This window comes from Butyrivibrio sp. FCS014, assembly GCF_000526935.1.
In the GTDB taxonomy this organism is placed as follows: Bacteria; Bacillota; Clostridia; order Lachnospirales; family Lachnospiraceae; genus Butyrivibrio.
Genome location: NZ_JAHA01000010.1, coordinates 1 through 14,596, shown reverse-complemented (window position 1 = coordinate 14,596; position 14,596 = coordinate 1). Strand labels below are relative to the sequence as shown.

10 protein-coding genes, 1 tRNA gene and 2 pseudogenes are annotated in these 14,596 nt (G+C 49.0%); 12 read left to right on the top strand and 1 reads right to left on the bottom strand.

The features are described from left to right. Positions 1-5 precede the first annotated feature (5 nt). The 12 genes and pseudogenes from T456_RS0110915 (at position 6) to T456_RS19840 (ending at position 13,664) form a co-directional block, all read left to right on the top strand. Positions 6-1,187 (top strand): acetyl-CoA C-acetyltransferase, encoded by a 1,182-nt coding sequence (locus T456_RS0110915; protein ID WP_024866172.1) that lies wholly within the window; start codon positions 6-8, stop codon positions 1,185-1,187. Positions 1,188-1,214: 27 nt separating this feature from the next. Then, entirely contained in the window at positions 1,215-1,445 is a 231-nt protein-coding gene (locus tag T456_RS23125) for a response regulator (RefSeq protein ID WP_242835942.1), read from the top strand. Beyond that, positions 1,388-1,540 (top strand): hypothetical protein, encoded by a 153-nt coding sequence (locus tag T456_RS24085; RefSeq protein WP_334291124.1) that lies wholly within the window; start codon positions 1,388-1,390, stop codon positions 1,538-1,540. Before T456_RS23125 ends, T456_RS24085 begins: the two co-directional genes overlap by 58 nt. 333 nt (positions 1,541-1,873) lie before the next feature. Then, positions 1,874-2,314, top strand: a complete 441-nt coding sequence (locus tag T456_RS23115) for an HD-GYP domain-containing protein (protein WP_051465020.1) — start codon at positions 1,874-1,876, stop codon at positions 2,312-2,314. Positions 2,315-2,436: 122 nt separating this feature from the next. Then, positions 2,437-2,510: transfer RNA gene (locus T456_RS0110905), tRNA-Arg, on the top strand. A gap of 280 nt (positions 2,511-2,790) precedes the next feature. After that, the gene (locus T456_RS0110900) at positions 2,791-3,072 is read left to right on the top strand and encodes a hypothetical protein (RefSeq protein ID WP_024866171.1); all 282 of its coding nucleotides are present in this window, start codon (positions 2,791-2,793) and stop codon (positions 3,070-3,072) included. Continuing rightward, the gene (locus tag T456_RS21325; RefSeq protein WP_024866170.1) at positions 3,029-10,276 is read left to right on the top strand and encodes a pectinesterase family protein; all 7,248 of its coding nucleotides are present in this window, start codon (positions 3,029-3,031) and stop codon (positions 10,274-10,276) included. Before T456_RS0110900 ends, T456_RS21325 begins: the two co-directional genes overlap by 44 nt. 113 nt (positions 10,277-10,389) lie before the next feature. After that, positions 10,390-11,545: pseudogene (locus T456_RS19850) on the top strand (THUMP domain-containing class I SAM-dependent RNA methyltransferase). Further along, entirely contained in the window at positions 11,542-12,288 is a 747-nt protein-coding gene (locus tag T456_RS0110885) for an N-acetylmuramoyl-L-alanine amidase (protein ID WP_024866169.1), read from the top strand. The pseudogene T456_RS19850 and the gene T456_RS0110885 overlap by 4 nt, the downstream one beginning before the upstream one ends. After that, a complete protein-coding gene (locus T456_RS0110880) occupies positions 12,233-12,595 on the top strand; it encodes an N-acetylmuramoyl-L-alanine amidase (RefSeq protein ID WP_197026881.1) in 363 nt (120 codons plus the stop codon). The genes T456_RS0110885 and T456_RS0110880 overlap by 56 nt, the downstream gene beginning before the upstream one ends. Next, a pseudogene (gene rdgB / locus T456_RS19845) lies at positions 12,592-13,222 on the top strand (RdgB/HAM1 family non-canonical purine NTP pyrophosphatase). The gene T456_RS0110880 and the pseudogene rdgB overlap by 4 nt, the downstream one beginning before the upstream one ends. Next, positions 13,215-13,664, top strand: a complete 450-nt coding sequence (locus T456_RS19840; RefSeq protein WP_330369734.1) for a metallophosphoesterase — start codon at positions 13,215-13,217, stop codon at positions 13,662-13,664. Before rdgB ends, T456_RS19840 begins: the two are co-directional and overlap by 8 nt. A 687-nt stretch (positions 13,665-14,351) precedes the next feature. Here T456_RS19840 and T456_RS22465 read toward each other — a convergent pair. Then, the gene (locus T456_RS22465) at positions 14,352-14,543 is read right to left on the bottom strand and encodes a hypothetical protein (protein WP_155838074.1); all 192 of its coding nucleotides are present in this window, start codon (positions 14,541-14,543) and stop codon (positions 14,352-14,354) included. Positions 14,544-14,596 lie beyond the last annotated feature (53 nt).

Below are 14,596 nucleotides of genomic sequence, written 5' to 3'. Positions count from 1 at the left end.
GGATAATGGCAAGAAAGGTAGTATTGGCAGGAGCATGCAGAACAGCGATCGGAACCATGGGGGGAGCCCTGAGCACCACACCGGCACCGGTCCTTGGAACAATCGTTATTAAGGAAGCATTAAAAAGAGCCGGCGTCAAACCGGAACAGGTTGATGAAGTTTACATGGGATGCGTTATCCAGGCAGGCCTTGGACAGAATCCCGCAAGACAGTCAGCGATCAACGCAGGTATCCCTGTTGAGGTTCCTGCTACAACCATAAACGTACTTTGCGGAAGCGGACTTCACTGTGTGAACCTTGCGGCAAAGCTTATCGGCATGGGCGATGCTGACATCATCGTGGCAGGTGGTATGGAGAACATGTCAATGGCACCTTACCTGATGCAGCAGGGCCGTTACGGCTACCGCATGGGCTCAGGCGAGCTGCAGGATGCCATGATCAAGGATGCCCTTACCGACGCCTTTGGAAATTATCACATGGGCATCACAGCCGAGAACATCGCAGAGCAGTGGCACCTTACAAGGCAGCAGCTTGACGAGTTTGCAGCCTGGTCACAGAACAAGGCCGAGAAGGCCATTGCGGAAGGCAAGTTCAAGGACGAGATCGTTCCTGTTGAGATCAAGAAAAAGAAAGAGACCATCATTTTCGATACCGACGAGGGACCCAGAAAAGGCGTTACCGTTGAGGGAATCTCTCATCTTAAGCCCGCCTTCAAAAAGGACGGCGGCGTAGTTACAGCGGCCAATTCCTCAGGTATCAACGACGCGGCTTCCGCTATTATCGTTATGAGTGAGGAGAAGGCAAAAGAGCTGGGTGTTAAACCCATGGGTACATGGATCGCCGGAGAGCTTGCAGGCGTAGAGCCCAGCATCATGGGCATCGGCCCTGTTGCCGCAACACAGAAGGTTATGAAAAAAGCCGGATATTCAATCGGCGACTTTGATCTTATAGAAGCTAATGAGGCGTTTGCAGCACAGTCTGTGGCTGTTCAGCATGATCTTGGATTCTCCAATGACGTGCTCAACGTAAACGGCGGCGCCATCGCACTGGGACACCCTGTTGGATGTTCCGGAAACAGAATTCTTGTTACACTTCTCCATGAGATGGCAAGAAGAGACGTACACAAGGGTCTCGCAACATTGTGCGTAGGCGGCGGTATGGGCTGCGCAGCCATCGTGGAAAGGTAAGATCTAGAAACATGCGTGGAGGCTTATATGGCTGATCGTTCAATCCTTGTAGTTGACGATAACGAGATAAACAGAGGCATTCTTGGAGAGATATTCAAGGATAAGTACAACATCATAGAGGCCGGAGACGGCACCCGAAGCCATCAATATCATGAAGGAGAAAAAAGACGACCTTGGCGGCGATTCTCCTTGATATTGTCATGCCTGAGATGGATGGATATGCTGTGCTGGAACAGATGGGCGAGATGGATAACCTGAATGAGGACATTCCGGTCCTGATGATCACAGCGGACACCTCTACGGAGGCGGAGCGTACCAGTTTACCAGAAGGGGGCTGCCGATGTTATACATAAGCCCTTCGACCCTGTAATTGTAGATAAGCGTGTATCCAGAACAATAGAGCTCTATGATCACAAGAACTCTCTGGAGAGTCAGGTTGACGACCAGACAAGGGTTTTAAAGAAACAGTTCCTGTATCTTAAGAAGCAGGAAGAGAAGCTGCGTAACAGCAACGAGAAGGTAATAGACACCATTGCCACCATTGTTGAGTTCAGAAGCATGGAGTCCAGCTATCACCTTAAGAGGATCAAGGGCTTTGTCCGGATCCTTGCTCTTACTGCCATGAACAATTATCCGGAACTGGGCTCAATCCCCACCTTATCGATGTCATTACCCAGGCCTCGGCCATGCATGATATCGGCAAGATATCGGTGCCGGACTCTATCCTCTTAAAACCCGGTCGCCTTACCGACGAAGAGTTTGAGATAATGAAGTCCCACACCACACGGGGAAGCGAAGTAATAGAGATGCTCAAGGACGTTCAGGACAAGGAATACTATGAGATGTGCCTTGATATCTGCCGTCATCACCATGAAAGATATGACGGCCGTGGCTATCCCGACAGGCTTAAGGGGGAAGATAATTCCATAGGAGCTCAGCTTACCGCCCTTGCGGATGTTTATGATGCTCTTGTCAGCGACAGGGTATACAAATCTGCATATCCCATGGACAAAGCCTATGAGATGATCAAGAACGGTGAGTGCGGCGTCTTCTCGGAAAAACTCATGGCCTGTTTTCGAATTTGCCAGATCCGACATGGAGAAGCTTGTTACTCAGACCAAGGCTGAGGAAGCTGCGGAAAAGATGCAATGATAACTGCCCCGCTGCCTCAAAAACAGCGGGGTAATATTTTTGTTGACAAAGCCGGTTGTAGTGCATATAATATAGTGTGTTGCCGCAATTGGCATATGTGCGTGTAGCTCAGCTGGATAGAGCGTCTGGCTACGGACCAGAAGGTCGTGGGTTCGAATCCTGTCACGCACACTTATACATGAGACAGTCGTATCTTTGATACGGCTGTTTTTTCTTGCAATTTATGCATTCTTTATATATTTTTTAGAATTCTTATTCTATTCTCACTAAAACAGACCTCAATTTCCCGCTTTTATTGTTCATATTTCATGAAACCGCTAACAATTCTTTGTGGTGCTTTTACAATATATTTTGAAGGACCGTTATGCTATGATTATTTCACGCGGAATGTAAGCGTTTACATTCGCATACATAATTTGTGCTTGTTGGACTAAATTTGGGAGGATTAAGTATGACAAGAAGAACGAGAAGGGGAAAGGTTGCTGCGGGCATCATGGCGGCGATTCTTTCAGTAACTATGGGGCTCTCCACTATGTCTTTTAACTTGTCCGGAGCGGTGGCCTTTGCGGAAACCGGCGCTGAGACATCTGAGACTGAAGTGGAAGCGGTTTCACAAGAAGATACTGAACCTGATGACGATGCGGGCTCAGGCAAGACAGATGCAGCCACAGGCGGCCTTTCATCCGAAGATGACGAGGAAGGCGCAGACGAGAAAAAAGGCTGCTTTTTCTGATGAAGACGAGAAGAAGGATGCTTCCTTGGAAGCTACAACACAGGAAGCAGCAAAAGAAGAGACTATAGAGGAGACCGAAGAGTCTAAGGAAGCCGGGGAAGAGGCCAAGGAAGCCGAAGAGGAAACCGGGGAAGAGGCCGAGGAGGAGACTGTGAAAGAGGCGTTAAAGACCAAAGCTGTCCTTGGCGCTGTGAAAGCTGCGGCTGTTTCCGACAGGTCTTTTGACGATTCCAAGACAGACGTATGGGATTTCGGTGCAGAGAATCTGGGAGACGCCTACAACAACAGGCTTGATGTGGCTACCCTTAACAGCTTTAATGCAAATAGTAACATTGAACCCGGATCCACAGGAGTCAGTGTTGGAGATTTTTCCATTGACGGCGGAGACTTTTCATTTAACGCTGCAGGCAAGACCAGCCACCGTATCAGAACCACCAATACGGAAGTGACAAGATATGATGAAAAGAGCCTTGTTGCGGATGACGGGACCAGCCTTAGCGGCTATCTGTATTCGAATATAAAGGCGAGTACTGACGTATACCTTTCGGTTGCATGTCAGGCCGATGACACAATGACATACTATGTGTCCAGTAACGGCACTGAATCCACTCTTGTTTTTGAGAATGAGAGTGATTCTACGGATAAGGCATCTGATGTATTCAATCTTGGCTCCGGCAAGGCCAAGAAGATGGTCTTCTATCCCGCTGCTACATCAAAATACAAGCTGTACTCAATAGAAGAGAAGCTGGTAGTTGCCAGGGTTTACCGCGAGCACGCCAAGTACAGCGTTCTTTCAGGCTCTGTTTCAGGCTTTGATGGAACAGGCTCTTTTGACATTGTTTTCACCAATACCAAAAACGGCAACGAAGTAAAGGCCACCGTTTCGGACGGCAACTACAGCGCTGTTCTGGCTCAGGGCTTTGAATACAAGATGTCTCTTGAGGGAGCTGATGAGTATATCATCACTTCAGACAGCGCAGTGAGCATTTCCGGTGACACAACCATGGATGTTGCCGTGTCTGCTGTTGAGCTGGTTTCTGTAAAGGGAAATCTTGAGTTTGTATACGGCGCCGGAATGCCGGAAGGGTTCGAGAAAAACCTTGAGCTTGTATTTGCTCCAAAGTCCGAGACCTCCGTTTATGTTCCAAAGTTTGAGCTTGCAAGTGACGGATCCTTTGAGGTTACCCTTGAAAAGGGCGTGGAATACGACCTTACAGCGCTTGGCGTTGATGACTACGAGCTTTTGACCAAAACCTTTAAGGCTGACAAGAAAACAGCAGACGCCGTAATTTCTTTTGTCCAGAAGGTTGTTGTACCGGTTTTCGTAGAGGTAACTGAGAGCGACCTCACCATGGCAGACCTTGAGAATGCAAGCTTTACCTTCATTCTTCTGGATAAGGAGAAGGACTTTGCGGACACAACCTACAAATACACCTTCTCGGGAAAAGATATTGCTGATGAATCAGCTGCTTTGAGAGAAGGACAGTACAGACTTGATGTATCAGGTGTTCCTTCGGGATACGAATTCGACGAGAAGCACTCCTATGACGCTATTATCCACGAGGCGGATATCGAGCACGTTGTTAAGGTGCCCATCGTATCTACCAAAGCACCTGAGAAGATTCCTTATTCCGAGACCGTTACCGTTGGTCAGGGCAAGGACTACAGCACAATAAATGAGGCTCTGGAAGCGATCCGCAACATGGACAGGGATGCTTCACAGCAGAGAGTTACAGTAAAGATCCAGCCCGGCGACTACCAGGAAATGCTGGTTATCGACACACCCAACGTTACCTTTGAGAACGCCGTAAAGGGCGCAAGCATCACTCCTGTAAACAAGGGCATTTCCCTTGCACAGGATTCCGTAAGGATCACAGGCTACTACGGCCATGGCTACACTTACTACAGCATGGGCGATGACTGCAAATATGATGCCAAGCTTCTGGAGGTAAACAACTACAACGGATATCCTTCATTTACAAATCCCGGCAGCGGCACAACCTCAGGCAGCTACTGGAACGCAACGGTTGTTGTGAATGCAGCCGGCTTTGAAGCTTACGATATTATTTTTGAGAACTCTTTTAACCAGTATCAGTCAGATCTTGCGGCTGCCGACACCATTGTTAAGCAGAGCTCCGCAAAAGAGGGATCGGCTCCCCGCGCGGGCCTGTCTGCCGGAGATGTGACCGTTCAGGACAAAAAATACGTTGAAAGAGCCGCAGCTATGGCAATCCGCACAGCTGCAGACAAGACATATTTCAACCACTGCGCATTCATTGGACGTCAGGACACACTTTACGGTGATCCCGGTTCAAAGGAAGCATATTACAACTGCGATATCTATGGCGGAACAGACTATATCTTCGGCGGAATGACAGCTGTTTTTGCTAAGTGTAACCTTATATTCAATACTTCCGAGGACAGCAATGACGTCGGCTACATCACAGCCGCTCAGCAGAAAGACGCTGCAACAAGAGGCTACCTTATGTACAACTGTAAGGTAACATCCACTGTTCCCGGAGAAAACACAGCTTCTTCCTACGGTTCAAAGGCCGGATATCTGGGAAGACCATGGGCGGCAAACACCTCCGAAGTAGTGTTCTACAACACTGTAGTGGATGCAACCTGCTATCAGCACAAGGCATCATCGGCATCCCTTATTATGCCCGATGGCTGGCTTTCAACACTCAGCGGCACAACCGAAAGGAACGTCGAGTACGGCACCTATGAGATGGCAGAGGGCGTTGATAATACGGGCAAAAGAGTCAGCTGGGCCCCGGTAAGTGACAAGGAAGAGACCACCGACGGAAAGAGCATCTCGGTAGAGACTTTCCTTGGAACATGGGATCCTTTTGCTGACAACGGCGATGACATGAAGATTGTTATCCCTACAGAAAAGGTTAATGTTGACCCTGAGGAACCCGAAGGCGGCGCTGCCGAAACTACCTATGTATTTGACGCTACAACCCTTACTGCTGCAAAGGACAAAGAAGTTATTGAAGTAGGAACAACTTTTGCCAACGGTTATATCACAGCTTATGGCGGTGTTACAAAGCGCATTAACTCCAGCACCCAAAAGGTAACCTCAACGGAGATTGGAAAGTCTGAGAGCAGCTACTTTGAGTTCATTGTTACAGGCAATGCCAATGTGACCATTGAGACAAGCTCCACAGGAGGCTCCAACACATCAAAGGTTGCGCTGGTTAGAGTTAGCGGCGATGCCAAGACTACTGTTTCAAATAATGAGAATATAGAGTTCGTTACGGGTACATCCAAGGCTACACTTACATATTACGGCCTCGGAGAGGGTACCTACAGATTTGTATCACCTGAGGATACGACGCTTAACAGAGGCGCAAGAGTCTATAAGATCACTGTTGTTCAGAAAGGCGGAGAGGCAGTTGTGCAGGAACGCAAGGCCTGGGGTGAAGTTGCGGCTCCCGTTATCGACAAGATCTCACTTTCTGAGGACGGTAAGACCATAAACGTTAAATTCACCGTAGAGACCGGTTATGACGGAGCTGATTCCGTAACAGCAGTTATGTATGATGCCAAGACAGATGAGAAGGTCATGAACGCCTCCAAGGTAGACAATGGTACAGCAACATTTACTCCTTCCGCATCCGGCGAGTACTACTTTGTTGTGGCAGCTCACAGAATAGATGAGGAGGACAAGAACAGCGACAAGTCAGAGAACCTTAAGTTTGTTCTTCCTCTTGCGGCACCCGGAATCAAAGTTGCAACAAATAAAGGCGCAGGAAAGGTTGTTCTTAAGTTTTACTCCGTACCTGAGGCAACATCCTACAGTATCGTTACAACAGATCTTTCAAGTGCGGCAGGACTTACAACCAAGGCTGCCTACACACCTTCTGAGGTTGTGACCAACAACAAGACAGAGTATTCCTATATCTTTACAAGTCTTACAGTTGGAAATGAGTACAAGCTTGCTGTTATAGCAAATCGCGACAGAGTTGAAGAAAATGAAACAATAACAGATGTTTCCGAAGAAAGCTCAGTAAACATCACGGTTACAAAGGACGCTGAGACCGAGTGGGTATTCTCGGCATTTGGACAGGGAATTTCATCAAAGGCAAGTGAATGCGGCTACAGCGTAAATCAGGATGATACCGTAAGCGTATGGGCAGTGAATGGTAAGGGCAAGATCGTTCCTGGCTCCACAGACGGTCTTTCCTTCTACTACACTGCAGTCCCTGCAGATCAGAACTTTACTTTTACAGCAACAGCTGTTATTGATGAGTGGATTCTTTCAAACGGCCAGGAGGGCTTCGGCCTTATGGCGGCTGACAGAGTCGGTGTTAACGGAGATGCTTCAGTATTCTGGAACAACAGTTACATGGCCTCCGCAACCAAGGTTGAGTACGGCTATGATCCCGAGACCGGAGAGACCTATACTGTAAATACTCCCGGATATACAAAGATTACAATGAAGCTCGGCCTTGGGGCACAGGAGAAGAAAGGCGTTACATCTGATAATCTTTCAGCTTTTGAAGCTAATAACACTGATGTGGTAAACAATCAGTTCTCCACCAATATGTACACACTGGAGAAGAGCTTCGGGCCTCTGGGTTACGGCGGAAATATTATCGCCAATGAGACCACAGAAAAAGATTTAGGAACCTGCGACCAGCCTCTTACCGAGATAAGGTTAAGGATACAGAAGAATAACACGGGATATTTTGTTTCATATCTTGACGGAAATGACAACGTGATCTCTCAGAAGAAGTTCTATGACACAGAGGCACTTTCCAAACTGGATTCCGGAAATGTTTACATCGGATTCTTTGCGTCCAGAAACGTGAAGGCGACATTTAAAGACGTAGAGCTTACAACCATCGATCCTTCAGAGGATGAGTCCGCTGAGGACAGACCTGTTACATATGTAGCACCTGCTTACAGCATCATCTCAGCTACCTATTCAAATACAGAGAAGTATGAACTTCAGTATTCAGGAAATGCTGACGGTGTGCTCACTGTCAAAGACTCAGCCGGAAAGATTCTCGTTGATGGAGAGGCTGTAAAAGCCGGTGAAGTAACAAGTGTTATTACTAAACTTGCAAAGGGAGATAATAAATTTGCAGTGACATTTACTCCTGATGCGGATTTCCATCCCGAGGATGATGAGTACCAGTTCCTTAGCTCCTATGAGACATCAGAGTTTACTCATACAGTTAAGTACGCAACCATCAATAACGGGGAAAAGATCTATGTAACTCAGAACGGTAAGTCAACAGGAGACGGAACCGAAAACAACCCTGTGGACATTTACACAGCAGTTAAGTATGTTCAGCCCGGACAGACCATTGAGCTTGCACCCGGAACTTACAACCTTAGCAGTACAGTCAAAGTTGAAAGGGGAATAGACGGAACACCTTCAAAGCCTATTAAGATGGCGGCTCCTAATGGAAGAGCAATATTTGATTTTGGCGGAAAGTGCGCAGGATTCATTTTTGCCGGTGATTACTGGTATATCAGCGGAATCGACTGCACAAAGTCAGCCAATGCCCAGAAGGGTATCCAGGTATCCGGAAGTCACATGACTCTTGAGGATATCAGGACTTATGAGAACGGAAACACAGGTATTCAGGTAAGCAGATACCTTACTACAGACGGATTTGATGAGTGGCCAAGCTATGACCTTATACTCAACTGCACATCCTACAGCAACGCCGATCTTGGCTATGAGGATGCTGACGGCTTTGCGGCAAAGCTCACCTGCGGCGAGGGCATCGTATTTGACGGATGTATCTCCTACAACAACGCAGATGACGGATGGGATCTCTTTGCAAAGGTAGAGTCAGGTCCTATCGGTAAGGTGACCATCAGAAATTCTGTAGCATTTGCAAACGGCTATGGAGTTGACGGCACCAATGAAGGAAACGGTAACGGATTCAAGATGGGCGGCTCCAGCATTCAGGGAGCTCACAGACTCATCAACTCCGTGGCATGGGGCAACAAGGCAAAGGGTATTGATTCCAACTCAGGCCCTGACATCCAGGTTTACAACAGCATGTCCTTCAACAACGGAAGCAACAACGTAGCTCTTTATACAAATGATACAGCTAACACAGATTATTATGTTGAGGGCGTTCTCTCCTACAGAACAACAGGCAAGAGCACCAATGAGAACATAAAGCCCAAGGGAACACAGGACACAAGCAAGATCTACGGCAAGGATAACTTCTACTGGATGGATGGCGAAAGCGCAAACAGTGAAGGCCTCAAGGTTACAGACGATTGGTTTGTATCACTGGATGCTCCTTACGCAAACGCATCAGATCCTTACGCAGTTGCAGCTTCCTTAAGAACAGCCGACGGCTCCATTGACCTTGGAGATTTCCTTAAGCTCACCGATGCCGGCGCAAAGGCGCTTGTTGACGCAGGCCTTACACCGTCAGGCATTGTTGCGGATCTTGGCGGCAACTATGAGGCAATCAAGGACCAGAGCGATATCTCCGGTTCTGCAGAGGATTCCGCGAAGGATAAAGAGGAAGAGGAGTCCGGAAATGGCAGCGGAAACAGTGGATCGGGCTCAGGCTCCGGCAGCGGAAGCGGCTCGGGCTCAAGCAGCAGCGGCTCCGGCAATGGTAGCGGCTCCGGCAGCTCATCCGACAGCGGAAGCAGCAGTTCAGGCAGCAGCTCAACCGGCAGTGGAAGCACAAGCTCAGGCAGTGGCAGCACATCCGGCAGCACAAGCACATCTACAGGCAACACGAGCGCCGGCACAACCACCGGCACAGGCACCTCAACAGGCGCAAATGCCGGAACAACCACAGGAACAGGCACTTCAACAGGCGCAAATGCCGGAACAACTACCGGCAACGCAGGCGCTGCAACAGATAACACCGCAGCTTCCGATAATACAAACACAGCAAACGGCGATGCTAACAGCGCAGGCACCACAGAAGCAGCAAATACCGACAACAACAGCACCGCAGCAGGCACAGAAACAGCAGCCGGCAACAATACAGCAGCCGGCAACAATACAGCAGCCTCCGCAAACGGCGATGCAACCACAATTGCCGACGAGCAGACGCCTACAACAGACACTCCCGGCACAGCAGCTCCTTCACCGGTACTTCCTATTGCGGCAGGCGCAGCAGTAGTGATCATCGCAGCTGTGGCAATAGCCATCAAGACAGGACTTTTGGCAAAACTTTTGGCAGTCCTGCACATAACCAAGTGATTTATTCATTTTCATAAATCAGCCCTTTCATAAAACATTTTTGCGGAGAGCCGCTGCAAGAGCATTTGCATTCTTGTGGCGGCTCTTTGCGTTAAATGTTATAATTACACGGTATGAAAAGATTTGAACTTATAGCCCCCTGCCATTTCGGTCTGGAGGCAGTATTAAAAAAAGAAATAATCGATCTGGGGTACGATATCACTGAAGTGTCAGATGGCCGTGTGACCTTTGCCGGCGATCCTGACGCTGTTTGTCGTGCCAACATCGGCCTTAGAACTGCAGAGAGAGTACTGATCAAGGTTGGAAGCTTCCACGCGGAGAGCTTTGAGGATCTTTTCCAGGGAACCAAAGGCCTTGAGTGGGAGGAATATATCCCCCGTAACGGGCGTTTCTGGGTTAAGAAGGCCTCCAGCGTAAAGAGCAAGCTCTTTTCCCCGTCAGATATTCAGTCCATTATGAAGAAGGCCATGGTGGAGAGGATGAAGGAGAGCTACGACGTTGACCGCTTCCCTGAGGACGGCGACGACTACCCTGTGCGCGTGTTCCTTTTTGAAGGACGAGGTCACGGTGGCCCTTGATACCACCGGAGATTCCCTGCACAAGAGAGGCTACAGGAAGCTGGAATCCAAGGCTCCCATCGCCGAGAATCTCGCGGCGGCACTTATCATGCTCACTCCCTGGCGCGCAGACAGGATCCTGGTCGATCCCTTCTGCGGCAGCGGTACCATTCCCATCGAGGCAGCCATGATGGCAGCCCACATTGCGCCGGGCATGAACAGGCATTTCACTGCTGAGGCCTGGACGCACCTCATCGACCCTCAGAACTGGGAAGATGTCAGGGAAGAGGCCAGGGACGAGATCCTGACTGATGTTGAGGTGGACATCCAGGGGTACGACCTTGACCCCGAGATGGTGGAGATTGCCCGCATCAATGCAAGAAAGGCCGGAGTGGAGCACATGATCCATTTCCAGACCAGAGACATAGCGGATTTAAGCCACAGGAAGAAATACGGCTTTATCATAACCAACCCGCCCTACGGTGAGAGAATCGGGGAAAAGAATGAGCTGAATGCCCTCTACAAGACTATCGGCGAGAGGTACAAAGCCCTGGATTCCTGGTCAATGTACCTTATCACCGGCTTTGAGCAGGCGGAGAAGTTCATCGGCCGCAAAGCCGACAAGAACCGCAAGATATACAACGGTATGCTGAAGACCTATTTTTACCAGTTTATGGGCCCGAAGCCGCCTAAGAGAGACAAACAGCAATGACCAATGAAGACATGAAAAAGATGGCGATAAAAGCCTCTGTCTTCGCGGTGCTGGCCATAGGCCTTATGGTTCACCGCTCGGCCACCAAGCACATCATGATCACGGATGCTGCAGAGGCTCACATTGACAGAGGAAACGCCGATGACTCATATTCGCTGCTGATCGACAGGAACGTTCCTGCGGGCAAAGAGAATACGCTGATAATTCCCTTATCCAAGAGCGTCAGTTCCGATGATATAGTCCTTGAGGACCGCTACATTGATAATGAGCTCCTCATCTACATAGACAGCCGGGAAGAGGGATTTTACCTGGATAATCCCGTGCGGACGGATCTGGATATTCTGGAGAAGGCCGTCTGTATCAAGGAGAACGACACGGGAAGCGTGTGCCTTGACTTTACCCTGGACGGGCTCTACGTCAACGAGAGCTCCCTGACGGATTCCAGTACCATCGAGGTGCGCTTTAGCAGGCCCAAGGACAAGTACGATCATATAGCGGTGGTTGACCCTGCCTGCGGAGGCAGCGATACCGGGTATTTTTCCGAGGAACTTTCGGAGAAGGATATTAACCTTGACGTGGCTCTGGCCCTTCGTGAGGAGACCGCCAAAAAGCCTGAATCCGGAATCAGGATTTACTACACAAGGCTCGGAGATACGGATGTTTCCCCTGAGCAGAGGCAGAAGCTTTTTGAAGGACAGCGGAGCGGACCTTTACGTGGAGCTGACCTGCAACATGGCTCCTGACCGGACGGACGGAATAACTTCCTACTACAACGATAGATTTTTTATCAGGGGCTTCAACAATGCGGCCTTCGCAAACCTGGTGGAAAAGAGCTGTCTGGCGGCCTCAGGTGCTGATGCAGGCGGAGTAAAACCTGCAGGTCCTGAAGCTGAAATGATAATGGACTGCAGGATCCCGGCGGTCCGTCTGGACATGGGAAATCTGCAGGGCTCGGGAGACAAGCGGCGCCTTTCGGAAGACGACTACAAAAAGAAGATGGCTGAAGGGCTTTATCAGGCTCTTTTACAGGCCTTTGAGGAGATGGAATGAGAATAGTATTTGCCACAGGCAACAAGGACAAAATGAGGGAAATTCGCGAGATTTTAGGCGGCCTTAACGCCGAGATCCTTTCCATGAAGGAAGCGGGCGTTTTCGAGGACGTGGTGGAAGACGGCAGCTCTTTTGCCGAAAATGCCAGGATCAAGGCCGATGCCATATATGAGCTTTTGAAGGAAAAAGATCCTGAGGCAGCAGACCACACAGTGGTTTTGGCGGACGACTCGGGACTCGAGATTGATTTCCTTAACGGCGAACCGGGCATCTATTCCGCAAGATACCTGGGAAAAGACACACCATATACCGAAAAGAACCGCATAATAATCGAGAGATTGGCGGATGCCAAGGATGAGGAGCGAAGCGCAAGATTCGTCTGCGCCATTGCAGCCACCCTTCCCGGCGCAGGGAAGATCGATACCATAGGCAAAAATGGAGGGCAGGATCGGATACGAGATCGCCGGAGAGAACGGCTTTGGCTATGATCCCATTTTCTTTTTGCCGGAGTATGGCAAGACCAGCGCAGAGCTTTCTCCCGAGGAGAAGAATGCCATAAGCCACAGAGGAAAGGCTTTAAGGGCAATGGCCGAGCTTTTGAAAGAGGAGCTTTCCGACAATGCATAAGTACCTGGTTGTCAGTGATACACACGGACATGACGACAATTTTTATACGGTTTTGGACCTTGTGGGGCCCCTGGACGGGGTGATCCACTGCGGGGATTTTGAAGGATCTGAAGGGCGTTTTGCCCTGGCAGCCGGCTGCCCCGTGTATTTTGTTGCCGGTAACAATGACTTCTTCTCCGACCTTAACAGGGAGATAGAGGCAGAACTTGCGGGCCACAAGGTTCTTATCACCCACGGCCATCACTATATGGTGTCCATGGATCTTGAGAATCTGAGGGCGGAAGCGGCCTACCGAGGCGCTGACATCGCCTTCTTTGGTCACACCCACAAGCCTGTTGCCAAGTGTATTGACGGCATCTGGCTCTTTAATCCCGGAAGCCTTTCCTACCCCAGGACAGGAGGGAAGAAGGCCCAGCTACATGATCCTGGAGATCGGAGATGACGGGAAAATAAGCTACGAATTCAAGTATTTGTAATAGAAATAAATAAGATTGAATGAATAGTTTAAATTCCACATGTAAAAGTAAATTCCATACTGAAGACTAAATTCAGCTTTTTAGAGGGTTTGACATATTTTGTCAGACCCTTTATTGTGGAATTTAGCCACTTATGCATTTGCTAAAATAAAAAAGAGTATGCGGTCGCTGACAACTGGAATTGGGTTCTGCAAGACTAAATTCCACTTATCTCGTGGTGAACATATGGTGGTCTCGTCCGCAGATTTCTTTCAAATTTTGTAATGCTTAGTGGCTTTTTGTATTTATGTATTGGCACCGTCCGCCACCCTTGACAGGCACCTGAAGAAAACGCTTCGCAGCCGTTGCCGACGATGAGGAACTCAGGAACAGCTTCAATAGCTTTCATCGGTCGGAATGAGCATTGTAGCGTTTCTTCAGGCACCTATCAAGGGCACAAGCCTCGCAGGAGCGAGGTGGCTGCTTTAACTGCCTCTGACTCAGAATCTAGGAACAGCTTCTGAGCTTTAAACCTCGATTTTTCCTTTTAAAAGCGCGCGGGAGTGAGGATTACTTCGTCAGAGGGTATTTCCCACAAAGCCAAAGTGTTTTAAGAGCTTTTTAGGAAGCATCATCTTGGGCTAGTTTAAATGGGTGTGAGCCCTCCAAGGCTTTCACGGTTTGCACTGTTTATGTGGACTCATCATGAGATTGACATCATCCTGGGTAAGTCTGTCGAAGGTAGTTGTTGTCTGAGGGCATATCTTGCGGATGTATTCATGATTCTTTTCACAGTGAGGCTTCTGCCATGAAGCCATAGGATCACAGTAATAGATGCTTGTTCTCAATACGTTATCTATTCCCACACTCAAGAGCTTCAGGATGCTTGAATTCTCTTCCGCGGTCTGTGACGATCAGA

What these genes read in the sequence shown, in the direction of transcription:
- T456_RS0110915 (WP_024866172.1), top strand. Translation starts at nt 6, where the DNA reads ATGGCAAGAAAGGTAGTATTGGCAGGAGCATGCAGAACAGCGATCGGA.
- T456_RS23125 (WP_242835942.1), top strand. Translation starts at nt 1,215, where the DNA reads ATGGCTGATCGTTCAATCCTTGTAGTTGACGATAACGAGATAAACAGA.
- T456_RS24085 (WP_334291124.1), top strand. Translation starts at nt 1,388, where the DNA reads ATGCCTGAGATGGATGGATATGCTGTGCTGGAACAGATGGGCGAGATG.
- T456_RS23115 (WP_051465020.1), top strand. Translation starts at nt 1,874, where the DNA reads ATGCATGATATCGGCAAGATATCGGTGCCGGACTCTATCCTCTTAAAA.
- T456_RS0110900 (WP_024866171.1), top strand. Translation starts at nt 2,791, where the DNA reads ATGACAAGAAGAACGAGAAGGGGAAAGGTTGCTGCGGGCATCATGGCG.
- T456_RS21325 (WP_024866170.1), top strand. Translation starts at nt 3,029, where the DNA reads ATGACGAGGAAGGCGCAGACGAGAAAAAAGGCTGCTTTTTCTGATGAA.
- T456_RS0110885 (WP_024866169.1), top strand. Translation starts at nt 11,542, where the DNA reads ATGACCAATGAAGACATGAAAAAGATGGCGATAAAAGCCTCTGTCTTC.
- T456_RS19840 (WP_330369734.1), top strand. Translation starts at nt 13,215, where the DNA reads ATGCATAAGTACCTGGTTGTCAGTGATACACACGGACATGACGACAAT.